Genomic DNA, 15,119 nt, shown 5'->3' on the forward strand with positions numbered 1-15,119 from the left:
AATGGCCAACATGCAGACGCCCAAACACCCCGTCCTGATTGCTTGTTCGCACGGCACCAGCAGCGCCGAGGGGCAGGCCGCCGTCAATCAGCTGCGGCATGAGATGCGTGCCCTGCGCCCCGAGCTGGACATCCGGGAAGCCTATGTCGACGTCCAGGAGCCCGATCTTCCCGGGGTGGTGGCCTCGCTTCCGGATGGCCCGGCCGTCATCGTGCCGCTGCTGCTGTCCGTGGGCTATCACGTGAAGGTGGACATTGCCGAAGCGGTGCAAAGCCGCCCGAACACCTTCGCCGCCGCTCCGCTGGGCCCCGACCCGAGGCTGGCGGAGCTGCTGCAGCAGCGGCTGGAGGATGCGGGCGTGCAGGTGAGTGACGCCGTCGTGCTTGCTGCAGCGGGTTCCTCGGACGCATGCGCGGCTGTGGACGTCGAGGAGCTGGCAGGGCAGCTCAACGGACTGCGGACCGGGCGGATTGTCGTCGGGTACGGAGCAAGCGCAAGCCCATCCGTTCCCGAGGCGGTCGCGGAGGCGCACCAGGACGGCGCCGCTCCGGCAATCGCCTCCTATCTGTTGGCTCCCGGCTACTTCCATGACCAGCTCGCCAAAGCCGGCGGAGCCGTGGTGAGTGCGCCGCTGCTTCCGTCGACGGCGCTCGCGGAGATTGCGCTTGCCCGGTACGACGACGCCGCCAGCCGTCTTCAGGCGCCTGACCCCACCAGGGACTGCGGCAGGGCCTGCCGGCCCCTCGTCCAGGCATGCGCCAGGCCCTGAGTAACACTGGTTCCGCGAGCGCGCCAGTCCTGTCAAGACCCTGCTGGCATTGTGACGCGCTGTGTCCCCACGTGAACGGGTGTTTCCGGACCTTTGAAGGGCTTCCGAGGCCGGTCCTACTGTCTTTACATGACGAGTTCACTCGCGACCGAAGCAGCCCCTGAAGCCGGGCGAAAGCCGCGCGCGGCCAGGCCCGCGGCCAAGCCTCACGGCCAGTGGAAGGTTGACGGCACCACGCCCCTGAACCCCAATGAAACCTGGAAGCAGGAGGACAACGGGCTCAACGTCCGCGAGCGGATCGAGCAGATCTACGCGAAGGACGGCTTCGACTCCATCGACGGGACGGACCTTCACGGACGCTTCCGCTGGTGGGGCCTCTACACGCAACGCCGACAGGGTATCGACGGCGGCAAGACGGCCACGCTCGAACCGCACGAACTCGAAGACAAGTACTTCATGCTGCGTGTGCGCATTGACGGCGGCGCGCTCAGCACCCACCAGCTGCGGGTCATCGGAGGTATTTCCACCGAGTTCGCCCGCGACTCCGCTGACATCACGGACCGGCAGAACATCCAGCTGCACTGGATCCGGGTCGAAGACGTCCCGGAAATCTGGAACCGCCTTGAGTCCGTCGGTCTCTCCACGACCGAGGCCTGCGGCGACGTTCCCCGCGTGATCCTCGGTTCTCCCGTGGCGGGCATCGCGAAGGACGAAATCCTCGACCCGACGCCGCTGATCCGCGAACTGAGCGACCGGTTCATCGGCGACCCTGAACTGGCGAACCTCCCGCGCAAGTACAAAACCGCGATCACCGGCCACCCCAGCCAGGATGTGGTGCATGAGATCAACGACTTCGCCCTGGTGGGCGTGGTCCACCCAGAGCTCGGCGCCGGATACGACCTCTGGGTGGGCGGCGGGCTCTCCACCAACGCGCGGCTTGCCGAGCGGCTGGGCGTGTTCGTCACGCCCGAGGTCGCCGCCGAGGTCTGGCTTGGCGTGACCAGCATCTTCCGCGACTACGGCTACCGCCGCATGCGCACCAAGGCCCGCCTCAAGTTCCTCCTTAATGACTGGGGCACCGAGAAATTCCGGCAGGTCCTTCAGGACGAGTACCTCGGCTTCGAGCTGCCGGACGGCCCCGCGGCTCCCAAGCCCGATACTCCGGGGGATCACGTCGGCGTCCACGAGCAGAAGGACGGCAAGTTCTTCATCGGCGTGACGCCGACGGTCGGCCGGGTCTCCGGAACCACCCTGACCTCACTCGCCGACACCCTCGAAGCACACGGCTCCACCCGGCTGCGCACCACCCCGCACCAGAAACTCGTGGTCCTTGACGTCGCGAAAGACCAGGTGGAACCGCTCATCTCGAAGCTGGACGCGCTGGGCCTCTCCGCCCGGCCGTCACTGTTCCGCCGCTCCACTATCGCTTGCACCGGCATCGAGTTCTGCAAGCTCGCCATCGTGGAAACCAAGGTCACCGCGGCTACCGCCATCGCGGAACTTGAACGCCGGCTTTCCGACCTCGTTGACAGCGGCACGCTCATCCAACCGATCGCGCTGAACATCAACGGCTGCCCTAACTCCTGCGCCCGCATCCAGACCGCGGACATCGGGCTCAAGGGCATGATGCTCCCAACGCCCGACGGCGACCCTACGCCCGGTTTCCAGGTGCACCTCGGAGGCGGGCTGGCTGATTCCAACCGCGCTGAAGCCGGGCTGGGCCGAACCATCCGTGGCTTGAAGGTCACCGTCGAAAACCTGCCCGACTACGTCGAACGCGTGGTCCGCCGCTATGTCGAGGGACGCCAGGAGAACGAGACCTTCGCCCAGTGGGCGCACCGTGTCGAGGAAGGAGAGCTGCAGTGAACCTGTCATCCGAAAGCGTTTCTCTAGCTGCCACTACGCAGGCCCGCCGCCCCGAAGCCGAGTTGAAGGCGCTCGCTGCCATGGGCGCCGAGGAGCTTGGCTGGGACTCGTCCGCTGAGCAGGTCATCGCCTGGGTAGCCCGGAACTTCGACCTGTCCCAGGCCTCCGTCGCCTGCTCCATGGCCGACGCCGTCCTCCCGCACCTGGTCTCGCAGCAGTTCCCCGGCATCGACGTGCTCTTCCTCGACACCGGCTACCACTTCACCGAAACGCGCATCACCCGGGACGAAGTCGCCGATCAGCTCAAGGTCACGATCGTCGATGTCCTGCCCGAGCAGACCGTCGCCGAACAGGACGCCGCCTACGGGCAAGACCTGTTCAGCCGGGATCCCGCCCAGTGCTGCGCCCTGCGCAAAATGGACCCCCTCAAGAAGGCACTCGCCAACTATGAGGTCTGGTTCACCGGCGTCCGTCGCGACGAGGCACCCACTCGGACCAACACGCCGCTCGTTACCTGGGACCACGTCCACAACCTGGTCAAGATCAACCCGCTCGCGGCCTGGACGTTCGACGAGCTCCTCGACTACGCCGGCGAACACCAGGTGCCCGTGAACATGCTCCTATCCAATGGCTACCCATCGATCGGCTGCAAGCCCTGTACCCGACCGGTGGCCCCAGGAGAAGACCCGAGAGCCGGTCGTTGGGCCGGCCTAGCGAAGACAGAGTGCGGAATCCACCAATGAGCATTTCAATCAGCGAAGACGCGATCGTGAAGACGGCGAAGCGGCTCAGCTCCCTCGACGCCCTCGAATCCGAAGCTATTCACATTATTCGGGAGGTTGTCGCCGAGTTTGAACGGCCTGCTCTGCTGTTCTCCGGCGGCAAGGACTCCGTGGTCATGCTGCACCTTGCCACCAAGGCGTTCTGGCCCGGCAGGGTTCCGTTTCCGGTGCTGCACGTCGATACCGGCCACAACTTTCCCGAGGTTCTCGAGTTCCGGGACCGCACGGTTGAGCGGCTCGGGATCCGCCTCGTGGTTGGGTCCGTCCAGGAGTACATCGACCGCGGCGAGCTGAACGAACGAGCTGACGGAACCCGGAATCCGCTGCAGACCGTCCCGCTGCTCGACACCATCAATGCCAAGAAGTTTGACGCAGTCTTCGGCGGCGGCCGCCGCGATGAGGACAAGGCCCGCGCCAAAGAGCGGATCCTGAGCCTCCGCGACGAGTTTGGGCAGTGGGATCCGCGTAACCAGCGGCCGGAGCTGTGGAACCTGTACAACGGCCGGCACACCGTCGGCCAGCACGTCCGGGCATTCCCCATCAGCAACTGGACTGAACTGGACGTCTGGCGCTACATCGAGCGCGAGAACATCGAACTCCCAGGCCTTTACTATGCCCACCAGCGCGAGGTCTTCCGCCGTGACGGCATGTGGCGCGCCGTCGGCGAGGTCTCACAGCCAACCGAAAAGGAGACCGTTGAGACGCGCACGGTCCGCTACCGCACGGTCGGTGACATGTCCTGCACCGGGGCCGTCGAATCAGATGCGGCGGACGTGTCGGCAGTCGTCAGGGAAGTCGCCCTCAGCACACTCACCGAACGCGGTGCCACCCGCGCGGACGACCGGATCTCGGAAGCCGCCATGGAAGACCGCAAGAAAGACGGGTACTTCTAATGAGCACAGCAGTCGAGACAGCACTTGAGCACTCCACCCTGTTCCGTTTTGCCACCGCCGGTTCCGTCGACGACGGCAAATCAACCCTCGTGGGCCGGCTCCTGCATGACAGCAAGTCGGTCCTGGCGGACCAGCTCGACGCCGTTGCCCGCACCTCCGCCGAGCGCGGTTTCGGTGGGGAGCGCGGGGGACTGGACCTCGCCCTCCTGACCGACGGCCTGCGTGCCGAACGGGAGCAGGGCATCACGATCGACGTCGCCTATCGTTACTTCGCCACCGCCAACCGCACCTTCATCCTCGCGGACACCCCGGGGCATGTGCAGTACACGAAGAACACGGTGACGGGCGCTTCCACGGCCGACGCCGTCGTCGTACTCATTGACGCACGCAAGGGTGTGCTGGAGCAGACCCGCCGCCACCTCGCGGTGGCGCGGCTGCTGCGTGTGGCGCACATCATCGTCGCGGTGAACAAGATTGACCTCGTGGACTACAGCGAGGCCGTGTTCCGCGACGTCGAGTTCCAGCTCAAGCAGGCCGCCCGCGAACTGAAGGTCGATGAACCGGCGATCATCCCGGTCTCCGCCCTTGAGGGCGACAACGTGGTGGACCGCTCGGAGAAGACCCCCTGGTACGGCGGCCCGTCCTTGCTGGAGACCCTTGAGCAGCTGCCGGCGCTCGCCGACCTCGAAACGGACCTCGAAGCCTTCCGCTTCCCGGTCCAGACGGTCATCCGGCCCCAGGGTGCAGTGGCTCCGGACCTCGACGCCGACGCGTACCGCGATTACCGCGGCTACGCCGGCCAGGTCGCGGCCGGGTCCATCCGGGTGGGGGAGGCTGTTACGGTGCAGCCGTCAGGGCGTACGACGACGGTCACCGGCATCGACTTCGCCGGGCAAGAGCTCGAGGAAGCGTTCGCGCCGCAGTCAGTGGTGCTGCGGCTCGCCGATGACATCGACATCGCCCGCGGCGACCTCATCGCGGAAGCCGGTGCAGCCGGATCAAACGCTCAGCTCCCACAACCCACTCAGGACCTCTACGCCGCCCTGTGTTGGCTCTCGCCGAAGCCGCTGAAGGAGGGCTCACGGCTCCTCATCAAGCACGGCAGCAAGACGGTCCAGGGACTGGTTCGCCAGGTCATCAGCAAGTTGGATCTGTCTACGTTCGCCGATCAACCGGCGTCGGGCCTTGAGCTCAACGACATCGGGACCGTCCACATCCGGCTCGCGGCAGCGCTGCCGGTGGACAACTACGTGAACTTCCGCCGCACCGGAGCCTTCCTGGTCATCGACCCCTCCGACGGCAACACCCTGGCCGCAGGCCTGGTGGAATCCGACCACCTCGAACTGTCGGCCCGCGAGGACGAACGTTATGACATATGACCCCAACACCCCAGTCAACGAAAACCTGACCCGCCCAGCACAGCGCGGAATCCTGCTGAAGAGCCGCACCGCCGAGATCGCGATCGCCGGCACCGCGATCGTTGCCGTGGCATCCGGCGCCGCGATCGCCGCCTACGCGTCGTCACAATCCGCACCGCAAACAACGACGACGGCGGCGGCACCCGTTTCCGACGCGCCTGAACTCCGCCTGGGCTACTTCGGCAACCTCACCCACGCCCCCGCCCTGGCCGGGCTCGAGAACGGCTACTTCGCCGAGGAACTGGGCGACACCGAACTCAGCACTCAGGTCTTCAACGCCGGCCCGTCGGCGATCGAGGCCCTGAATGCGGGCGCTATCGACGCCGCGTTCATCGGTCCCAACCCGGCCATCAACTCCTATGTCCAGAGCAAGGGTGAGTCGCTGCGCATGGTGGCCGGTGCCACCGCGGGTGGTGCGCAACTGGTGGTGAAGCCGGGGATCGACTCGGTGGAAGACCTCGAAGGGGCCACCCTTGCCACTCCGCAGCTCGGCAATACGCAGGATGTTGCGCTGCGTGTCTGGCTTGGCGAACAAGGCTACGAAACGACGACCGAGGGTGGCGGAGACGTGGCTATCGTGCCCACAGAGAACGCCACGACACTCCAGTTGTTCCAGAACGGCGACATCGACGGCGCCTGGCTGCCTGAACCCTGGGCTTCCCGGCTCGTGATCGACGCCGGCGCCGAGGTCCTGGTGGACGAGGCGGAGCTGTGGCCGGAGGGCAAGTTCGCTACGACCGTGCTGGTGGTGAGCAAGCAGTTCCTCGCCGCTCACCCCGACCAGGTCGAAGCGCTCCTGCGCGGCGAACAGCGTGCCATCGATTGGTTGAACGACAACCCGGAGGAAACGCCGGCGCTCATCAACGACGGTCTTGAGGCGGCGAACGCCAAGCCGCTCGCCGAGCCGGTTCTTGAGCGGGCGCTGGAGAACGTCACCTTCTCACAGGAGCCGCTGGCTGACGCGCTGGCGCAGCTTCTTGCAGATGGCGTCTCTGCAGGCACCACGGAGGACGCCGACATTGCGGGCATTCTGGACCTCACCCTGCTCAACTCGCTTCAGGAAGAAGCCGGCGGCACAGCGTACGACGACGCCGGGCTGGGCGCCGGGGCAGCCTCGCCATGAGCACGGCGCAGATAGAGATCACGGGCCTGTCGAAGCGGTTTTCCGCCGATGCGCCGCTGGTGCTCGAGGACGTGAACCTCCGGGTCAGGCCGGGCGAGTTTGTTGCCCTGCTGGGAGCGTCGGGCTGCGGCAAGTCCACCCTCCTGAATTTGATCGCAGGACTGGAAGAGCCGTCGTCGGGCACTATTGCGTCGCCGAAAGCGGCGTTCATGTTCCAGGACGCCTCGCTGTTTCCCTGGCTTTCCGCGCAGGCCAACGTGGAGCTCGCGCTGCAGTTGCGCGGTGCCTCCAAGACTGATCGCCGCTCCGAAGCCGCCCGGCTCCTGGAACTGGTCCACCTGTCCGACGCCGCGCACAAGCGGCCGCACGAACTGTCCGGCGGCATGCGGCAACGTGTGGCTCTGGCGCGGTCGCTCGCACAGAACCGGGATGTCCTGCTGATGGACGAGCCGTTTGCGGCACTCGATGCAATCACCCGCGACCTGCTGCACGATGAGCTGCAGCGGGTCTGGCGGGAAACCGGGCGGACCATCGTGTTCATCACGCACAACGTCCGCGAGGCGGTCCGGTTGGGTCAGCGTGTGCTGCTCATGTCATCGCGTCCCGGCCGCGTGGTTGCCGAATGGGCAGCGGAAAAGCAGGATCCCGTGGCGCTGACCGCGGAGATCACCACGGAGTTGCGCAAGGAGATCCGCCGCCATGCAGCATGAATCAACCCTCACGAAGGCGGAGTCGCCCTCGAGACCGCCTGCGCAGCTTCGGCCTGAGGACGACCGCGCCCTTGAAAAAGGGCTCGACAACCTCCAGCAGGAAACCCGCGTCCAGTCCTCCTGGAAATCGAGCATCACCAAGGCGCTGCTGCCCGTCGCGGCACTGGTTGCAGTGATCTACGTCTGGCAGATGTACGTGTGGATTGTCCGTCCACGGCCCGACCAGCTGCCGGGTCCGCTCGACGTTTTCGGCACCCTCGGTACGCTGTGGCAGAGCGGTGAAGCGGTGGAAACGGTGCTGACCAGCCTCCAGCGCGGCGTCGTCGGGTTCATCATCGCCGTCGTCATTGCCACGCCGCTCGGACTGGTGCTCGCACAGAGCCGGATCCTGCGCGGCGCCTTCGGTCCCCTGATTTCCGGCCTGCAGGTGCTGCCCTCCGTTGCATGGGTTCCTGCCGCCGTGATCTGGTTTGGCCTCAGCGATGCCACCATCTATTTTGTGGTGCTGATGGGGGCTATCCCATCGATCACCAACGGACTCATCGCCGGCGTCGATCATGTTCCTGACCAGCACCGCCGTGTGGGGCACGTTCTGGGCGCAAGCCGGTGGGAACTCGCTACCCGCATCGTCCTCCCCGCCGCCCTCCCGAGCTATGTGTCGGGCCTGAAGCAGGGCTGGGCGTTCTCCTGGCGCTCCCTCATGGCAGCGGAGATCATCGCCACCGGGGGAACCCTCGGGTTTGGCCTTGGCGCGCTGCTGGACCAGGGCCGCCAGTTCTCCTCGATGTCCACCGTGATCGCCGCGATCCTGCTCATCCTGTTCATCGGGATCGTGGTGGAACTGCTGATCTTCGGTCCGTTGGAGCGGCGACTCCTGCGCCGCCGCGGCCTGTTGACCGGAGGTTCCCGATGACCTACCCTCTTGGACTGCAGTTGCGCGGTCGCCGCGTGCTCGTGGTGGGCGGCGGCCCGGTGGCCGCACGCCGGCTGCAGGCACTGCTCGACGACGGCGCACGAGTCACGGTCGTTGCCCCCTTTGCCTGTGAAGACATCACCGACGCGGCTGCCGCCGGCCGGGTGGACTGGCAGCAGCGCGAATACCGCACCGCCGACCTCGACGGCGCGTGGCTGGTCCTGGCCCACTCCGGTTCCGCCGAGGCGCAGGACCGGATAGCCGCTGAGGCCGAAGCGCTGCGCATCTGGTGCGTCAAGGGCGGCGACTCAGCGGCGTCCGCAGCGTGGGTTCCCGCCGTGGCGCGTATCGATGACGTAACCGTTGCCGTCAACACCAACGGCGACCCAAAACGCGCGGCGGCCCTGCGCGACGGCGTTGCTGCAGCCCTCGAATCCGGTGAGCTGCCGCTGCGGCGGCATCGCACGGCCGAGGGGATGGGAACAGTCGCGCTGGTGGGCGGGGGACCGGCCGACGCCGGCCTCATCACCACCCGCGGCCGGCGCCTCCTGGCGGAGGCCGACGTCGTCGTGGCCGACCGGCTGGGACCGCGCTCGCTGATTGCAGGGCTCTCCGCGGACGTTCAGGTGATCGAGGTGGGCAAACTTCCCGGCCACCACCCCGTGCCGCAAAATGAGATCAACCGGATTTTGGTGGAGCAGGCGCTGCTGGGCAACCGCGTTGTGCGGCTGAAGGGCGGCGACCCCTACGTCCTGGGCCGCGGCGGTGAAGAGGAAGCCTACTGCCGCGATCACGGCGTGCCCGTCGAGGTGGTGCCCGGCGTCACATCCGCCATCTCCGTGCCGGCCGCCGCCGGCATTCCCGTGACGCACAGGGGAGTGGCGAAGGGCTTCAGCGTCATCACCGGTCACGAGGACATCCGGCAGCAGACAGGGCTCATCCCGCCGGGCAGCGACCACACACTGATCCTCCTGATGGGAGTGTCGCTGCTGCGTTCCTCCGCGGCGTCGCTCATCACCGGCGGCCGGAAGGCGTCCACGCCCGTCGCCATCATCGAGAACGGGTGGATGGAGTCGCAGCGCGTGAGCACCGGCACTCTTGAAACCATCGCGGACCTCGCCGAGCTGCGCGACGTGAAGTCTCCCGCCGTGATTGTGGTGGGGAACGTCGTCGCGCTTTCACCCCACTGGCAACCCGCCTAGCCGCTCCCGCACTACACCCGCACACCTCATCACAGCAAAGGAACACAGCCGTGTCGCAACCGTCCACCTTCGCCCACCAGCGTCCACTGCGCGTCGCCGTCATCGGATCCGGCCCGGCAGGCGTCTACGCTGCCGACATCCTGACCAAGTCAGCGCCCGTTGCCTCGGGTGAGCTGAAGGTCAGTATCGACCTCTACGACCGCTACCCGGCGCCGTACGGCCTCATCCGCTACGGCGTTGCACCTGACCACCCGCGCATCAAGGGAATCGTCAATGCCCTGCACAAGGTCCTGGACCGCGGTGACATCCGCTTCTTCGGCAACGTTGAATACGGTACGGACCTCACGCTGGAGGACCTGCAAACCCATTACGACGCCGTCATTTTCGCCACCGGCGCGATCAAGGACGCAGACCTCAACATTCCCGGCATTGAACTTGAGGGCTCCTTCGGCGGAGCGGACTTCGTTTCCTGGTACGACGGGCACCCGGACGTGCCGCGCCAGTGGCCGCTTGAAGCCACGGAGATTGCTGTTCTGGGCAACGGCAACGTGGCCCTCGACGTAGCGCGTGTGCTCTCCAAGCACGCCGATGACCTCCTTGTCACTGAAATCCCGGACAACGTCTACGCCGGTCTGAAGAACTCACCGGTGACGGACGTGCACGTCTTCGGCCGCCGCGGCCCGGCCCAGGTGAAGTTCACTCCGCTGGAGCTACGGGAACTCTCGCACTCCCGGGACGTGGACATTGTGCTCTACCCCGAGGACTTCGAGTTCGACGCCGAATCCGATCGCCAGATCCAGACCAACAACCAGATCAAGACCATGGTCGGCACACTGACCAACTGGATTGCAGAACAACCTGAGGACCCGGCCGGGTTCACCGCCTCACGACGCCTCCACCTGCACTTCCTCCACAACCCGGTGGAGGTCCTGGGTGAGGACGGCAGGGTCACCGGCATCAGGTTTGAGCGCACCGCCCTCGATGGAACCGGCACTGCCGTGGGCACCGGCGAGTTCATCAACTACCCCGTTCAGGCTGTCTACCGCGCGGTGGGTTACTTCGGCTCAGCGCTGCCGGAAGTGGAATTCGATCACCGCCGCGGTGTCATTCCGAACGACGGCGGCCGCGTGCTGGATGGCTCCGGCATCTTTGTGCCGGGCGTGTACGCCACGGGCTGGATCAAGCGCGGACCTGTCGGACTCATCGGGCACACCAAGGGTGATGCCCTCGAGACCGTCACCTATCTGCTGGAAGATCTTGAGAACCTCCCGGCGGCCGCAGCACCGGCCGATGACGCCGTCGTCGAGCTTTTGAACGGGCGCGGCGTGCAGTTCACGACGTGGGAGGGCTGGCTCGCGCTCGATGCGCACGAGCGTGCTCTCGGCGATGCCGCAACCGAAATCGACGGCGTGGTCCGTGAGCGGATCAAGGTTGTGCCCCGCGAAGACATGGTCTCCGTTTCCCGAACGGCGCTGGTCGACGCACCGGCCGACGCATAGCATTAGCGGCGCGCAGGCGATCCGCGCCCCGAGGTCCTACCGCCGGGGCGCGGACTCTTTGGAGAGCACCCAGACGTTGGTGTTCCCCTGGCGTTCAACCGTGACGGTCGTGACCAGGGCGTTGATCAGGAACAGGCCGCGCCCGGATTCCAGCTCCTCGGGATCACCTGTTGCCGGCGTCAAGGGATCCGGATGCGCTGCCGCGTTGATTTCCAGGACGCGAGCCTGTAGCCGGGTGGCGCTGGCACTCAACTCGACACCGAGGCGCACGCCGCCGCGGTCGAGCGGGACGCCGTGCTCAACGACGTTGGAGGCGGCCTCGATGACGGCGGTGGTGAAGGCCATCTGGTCCTCGAATGGGACATCATCAAGGTCACTCCAGAACCGGTCAAGCTCATCGTGGAGATCGTTGATGGCCGCCGGAACTGCCTCGGCCTCGAACCGTCGCTGTGAGTCGCGGTCAGTCACGGGCGAATGCCTCTTCGACTGTCGCGTACGGAGCGAGCACCCGGTTCATATTGGTGAGCTCCAGGACCATCTGCACCTGCTTCTGCGCGCAGGCAATCCGGAGGTCCCCGCCCGCCTGCCGAGCTACCTTGAGGCAGCCGATCAGGGCTCCGAGTCCGGATGAGTCCATGAAATCGGTGGACGCCAGGTTCACCACGATGTGCCGGCTGCCTGCCCCGACGGCCTCGTCAACGGTGCTGCGCAGCGTAGGCGCTGAGACCATATTGAGCCGGCCGTTGGCCACCACCTCGGTGTACGTGCCCCTGTCCTCAATCGTGAACTGCATCAGCTTTCCTTTCCTCGATGACGTATCCCTCGTATTTCACTGCCTTGATGAGCACACTCAACACAATCAGGTCGAACACGACCCAGAAGACGTTGACGAACGTACCGAGTGGTTCGTTGAGTCCGGTGGCCAGCCGGACTATGCCAACCACCGCGGCAAGGACAAGCAGCACCATGACAATCAGCTGCGGCCGGATCAGGCTCCAACTGGGTCCGCCGTCCTGCCGTGCCTTCGGCGTGACCGCAAAGCCCAGCGGACGGCCAAACCAGACGTTACGCGCCGCCGTCGTGCAGGCTTTGATCCAGGTCGGGAACAACGCCAGGCTGTACTGTTGGCCGCGCCAGGTGCTGACCCCTCGGCCCACCACCGCGAAGAGCAACTGGTTGACAATCATGAACGGCAGGAAGCGGATGAAGAAATCGAAGCTGATGCTGTTCACCGGAAGGATACCGAGCGTCAGGTAAATGATCGGTGCTGCGAAGTAGACGACGGCGGCGAAACCGCTCAGGTAGCTCCACATCGTTGCGAAGTACATCAGCCGTTGAACCAGGCTCATACCCTTCTTCAGCAACGGATTCTCGCGCAGGAGTACCTGGATGGTTCCCTGCGCCCAGCGGAGCCGTTGCGTCAGCATGGTCTTCAGGTCCTCGGGCGCCAGTCCGTGGGCAAGGATCTCGTGGTGGTAGACGCTCTGCCAGCCCATCGCGTGCATGCGCATGGACGTAGCCATGTCCTCTGTCACGGAGATGGTGGCCAGCGGCATGACCGGTTGAGCCTCATCATCGCGGTCCACCGAGATGGCATCGAGGACGGCCTGCACCGATTCGAGCGCACCCAGGGGTGACCACGCTCGGTCCGACAGCTGCTCGACCGCCTGATCCAGGTTGTCCGGAACGGCAACCCCCGGCTCGCTACCGAAATCCATGGCCGCAATCTCGGCAAGGTCCGCTTCCATCGCCGACATGTCAGCGGCGACCATCTGCTGTACGGCGTTGTCCACCGAGCGGCGGACACGGTAGGTCACCTCAGCGAGGGGTGCGCCGGCCGCTTTCTCCGCCCGCGCCGCAGTGACCGCCTTCTCGACATCGTCCAACAGACGGGTGACCAGAGGATTCGAAGCCTCCGGAGACTTGCGTGCGCGGCGCACAGCGGCTCCCGCTGACTTGAGGGCGGCTGTGACAGCGCGCTCCACTTCCTTGACGTAGCCGGCCAGTCCGAGCTGCATGAGTGCCTCGCGGCGCAGGATGGCGTTGGAGCCGCAGAAGAATGCGGCGTTCCAGCCGTCCTTGCCCTGCTGGATCGGACCGTAGAAAAGAGGGGCCTGGCTTCCGAGGGGATCATCGTCGGGAACGTTCACGAAATACTGCGGCGTCTGCACGAGGCTCACGCGCCGATTGTTGAAATAACCCAGGGTTCGGTCCAGAATGCGCGGGTCCGGTACCTGGTCAGTATCGAGAATAAGCAGGAACTCGCCGGAGGTGCTCATCAGGGCATTGTTGAGGTTTCCGGCCTTGGCGTGCCGGGGCCGGTTCGCCCATTCCGGCCCGCGCGTGATGTATCCGACCCCGATTTTTTCGGCAGCCTCCTGCAATTCGGGACGGGAGCCGTCGTCCAGGATCCAGGTGTTGTGCGGATAGGTGATCCGCTTCGCCGCCTCCGCGGTCTCAAGCACCATCTCGACGGGCTCGTTGTAGGTGGTGATGAAGACGTCCACCGTGGCGCCGACCGGCGGCTCGGGAGCGGTGCGGCGCTTCACCCGCCATACCGTGAGCCCAAAAAGAGCAACATCGATGAGGCTGTAGGTTTCCGCCGCGACCAGCGGCACGGCAATCCACCACGCCTCCCAGTTCAGCGACTCCAGCCAACGCCACGCGATGTAATTGATCCCCAGGATGACAGTGAGCACAACCAGCAGCCGCACCCAGAACGCGTTCACGCGCCGGCCCCAGTGCTCCGGCGAACCACAACAGCCGTGACGTCGTCTTCCACGCGTGGATCTTCCGCGAGGATCAACAGTTTCCCGCAGGCGTCCGCAGAAGAGGCTGACGCGGCAACAACTCCCGCGGCGGCGGCAGCAAACTCGTCCAGTGTGTCGTAGATGTCCAGTAAGCCGTCACTGATGATGGCGAGGGCATCACCGGGAGCCAGTGTCACGGACATGACCTCCCAGTCCCAGCCGGGGACGGTGCCCAGCGGCACCCCGCCGGAGGCGAGGCGTCTCCATGAGCCGTCGGGGCTGACATGCAGCGCAAGGCCGTGGCCGGCGTCGATGAGGTCCACGGCGCCGTCGGAAGCGGTAAGCCGGCCGTGGAGAAGCGTGACGAAGGACGACGCGCGCTCAAGGTCGGCGTCGAGGGATGCCGCCGCCGAGGTGAAGGCCCGCGCGAGGTCCGGTTCCTCGGCAGTTGAGCGCAGCACTGCGCGGACCGTGGCGGCAACCAGGGCGGCCCCCATACCCTTGCCCATCGCATCGGCGACGGTGAAATGCATGCCCTCAGGTGTCGGGTACCAGTCGAAGAAGTCTCCGCCAACGGCCCGCGAGGGGCGGAATTCTCCCGCAATGTCGTAATCGGGCAGTTCAACGCCGTGCCGTGGGAGCAGGCTCTGCTGTACCTGCGCGGCGCGTTGCCGCTCATTGGTGTCCGCTTCAGTGGCCGCGGTGCTGGCAGCGAGCTGGCGATTCTGGCGACGGAAAAGAGAGTTGATGCGCGCTACGAGTTCGCGGGGGCTGAAGGGTTTGACGATGTAGTCGTCCGCACCGGTATCCAGTCCCTGTAAGCGGTCTATCTCACTGCCGCGGGCAGTGATCATGAGGATGTAGGCGTCTGAGATGGGCCGGATCTGCGAGCAGGCGTCCAGGCCGTCGCCGTCGGGCAGGTTGAGGTCAAGGGTGATGATGTCCACGCCACGGCGGGCGGCTTCGACCCCCTCACGGACCGTCCCGGCCTCCGTCACGAGGAAACCCTCGCGTTTCAGCAGGGACGTCAGGAGCATCCGGATGTCGGGGTCGTCCTCGATGACAAGGGCGCGGCGTTCCGGAGGTGAGACTGTCATGCTCCATTTAACCCACAATTCCCGGCCAAGGGCACACGCTGCGTCACATCCCTGCGAAGCTGCGGTTCGCCGGTTGCGCCGATCTATAGAGTTGGCA

14 protein-coding genes are annotated in these 15,119 nt (G+C 65.8%); 10 read left to right on the forward strand and 4 right to left on the reverse strand.

The genetic code is table 11. The annotated features are described in order from the left end of the window. The first annotated feature begins 10 nt into the window (after window positions 1-10). The 10 genes from ASH00_RS00870 (at window position 11) to ASH00_RS00915 (ending at window position 11,175) form a co-directional block, all read left to right on the forward strand. Complete coding sequence (locus ASH00_RS00870; protein WP_082565928.1) at window positions 11-769, forward strand: sirohydrochlorin chelatase; 759 nt, start codon at window positions 11-13, stop codon at window positions 767-769. A gap of 129 nt (window positions 770-898) precedes the next feature. After that, complete coding sequence (locus tag ASH00_RS00875) at window positions 899-2,635, forward strand: nitrite/sulfite reductase (protein WP_056543740.1); 1,737 nt, start codon at window positions 899-901, stop codon at window positions 2,633-2,635. 2 nt (window positions 2,636-2,637) lie between these two features. Then, complete coding sequence (locus ASH00_RS00880; protein WP_056546437.1) at window positions 2,638-3,378, forward strand: phosphoadenylyl-sulfate reductase; 741 nt, start codon at window positions 2,638-2,640, stop codon at window positions 3,376-3,378. Further along, window positions 3,375-4,310 carry a sulfate adenylyltransferase subunit CysD gene (cysD, locus tag ASH00_RS00885; protein WP_056543744.1) on the forward strand — a complete coding sequence of 312 codons (936 nt, stop codon included), beginning with the start codon at window positions 3,375-3,377 and terminating at the stop codon, window positions 4,308-4,310. The genes ASH00_RS00880 and cysD overlap by 4 nt, the downstream gene beginning before the upstream one ends. Then, window positions 4,310-5,689 (forward strand): sulfate adenylyltransferase subunit 1, encoded by a 1,380-nt coding sequence (locus ASH00_RS00890; protein ID WP_056543746.1) that lies wholly within the window; start codon window positions 4,310-4,312, stop codon window positions 5,687-5,689. Before cysD ends, ASH00_RS00890 begins: the two co-directional genes overlap by 1 nt. Next, window positions 5,679-6,851: an ABC transporter substrate-binding protein gene (locus ASH00_RS00895; RefSeq protein ID WP_082565815.1), complete on the forward strand. Its 1,173-nt coding sequence runs from the start codon at window positions 5,679-5,681 to the stop codon at window positions 6,849-6,851. The genes ASH00_RS00890 and ASH00_RS00895 overlap by 11 nt, the downstream gene beginning before the upstream one ends. Further along, window positions 6,848-7,561 carry an ABC transporter ATP-binding protein gene (locus tag ASH00_RS00900; protein WP_056543749.1) on the forward strand — a complete coding sequence of 238 codons (714 nt, stop codon included), beginning with the start codon at window positions 6,848-6,850 and terminating at the stop codon, window positions 7,559-7,561. Before ASH00_RS00895 ends, ASH00_RS00900 begins: the two co-directional genes overlap by 4 nt. Further along, window positions 7,551-8,474, forward strand: a complete 924-nt coding sequence (locus tag ASH00_RS00905) for an ABC transporter permease (protein ID WP_056543750.1) — start codon at window positions 7,551-7,553, stop codon at window positions 8,472-8,474. The genes ASH00_RS00900 and ASH00_RS00905 overlap by 11 nt, the downstream gene beginning before the upstream one ends. Beyond that, on the forward strand, window positions 8,471-9,676 hold the full coding sequence (gene cobA, locus ASH00_RS00910) for a uroporphyrinogen-III C-methyltransferase (protein ID WP_056543753.1): 1,206 nt from the start codon (window positions 8,471-8,473) through the stop codon (window positions 9,674-9,676). Before ASH00_RS00905 ends, cobA begins: the two co-directional genes overlap by 4 nt. 50 nt (window positions 9,677-9,726) lie before the next feature. Beyond that, entirely contained in the window at window positions 9,727-11,175 is a 1,449-nt protein-coding gene (locus ASH00_RS00915) for an FAD-dependent oxidoreductase (protein WP_056543756.1), read from the forward strand. Window positions 11,176-11,211: 36 nt separating this feature from the next. Here ASH00_RS00915 and ASH00_RS00920 read toward each other — a convergent pair whose 3' ends face one another. Genes ASH00_RS00920 through ASH00_RS00935 form a run of 4 tightly spaced genes read right to left on the reverse strand, consistent with a single transcriptional unit; the run spans window position 11,212 to window position 15,022 of the window. After that, the gene (locus ASH00_RS00920; protein WP_056543759.1) at window positions 11,212-11,643 is read right to left on the reverse strand and encodes an ATP-binding protein; all 432 of its coding nucleotides are present in this window, start codon (window positions 11,641-11,643) and stop codon (window positions 11,212-11,214) included. Next, complete coding sequence (locus ASH00_RS00925) at window positions 11,636-11,968, reverse strand: STAS domain-containing protein (protein WP_056543762.1); 333 nt, start codon at window positions 11,966-11,968, stop codon at window positions 11,636-11,638. The genes ASH00_RS00920 and ASH00_RS00925 overlap by 8 nt, the downstream gene beginning before the upstream one ends. Continuing rightward, window positions 11,952-13,904 carry a glycosyltransferase gene (locus tag ASH00_RS00930; RefSeq protein ID WP_056543765.1) on the reverse strand — a complete coding sequence of 651 codons (1,953 nt, stop codon included), beginning with the start codon at window positions 13,902-13,904 and terminating at the stop codon, window positions 11,952-11,954. The genes ASH00_RS00925 and ASH00_RS00930 overlap by 17 nt, the downstream gene beginning before the upstream one ends. Then, window positions 13,901-15,022 carry a PP2C family protein-serine/threonine phosphatase gene (locus ASH00_RS00935; protein ID WP_056543769.1) on the reverse strand — a complete coding sequence of 374 codons (1,122 nt, stop codon included), beginning with the start codon at window positions 15,020-15,022 and terminating at the stop codon, window positions 13,901-13,903. The genes ASH00_RS00930 and ASH00_RS00935 overlap by 4 nt, the downstream gene beginning before the upstream one ends. Between the last annotated feature and the right edge of the window lie 97 nt (window positions 15,023-15,119).

Origin of the sequence: Arthrobacter sp. Soil782, assembly GCF_001428435.1 — a bacterium.
Classification (GTDB): Bacteria; Actinomycetota; Actinomycetes; order Actinomycetales; family Micrococcaceae; genus Arthrobacter_D; species Arthrobacter_D parietis.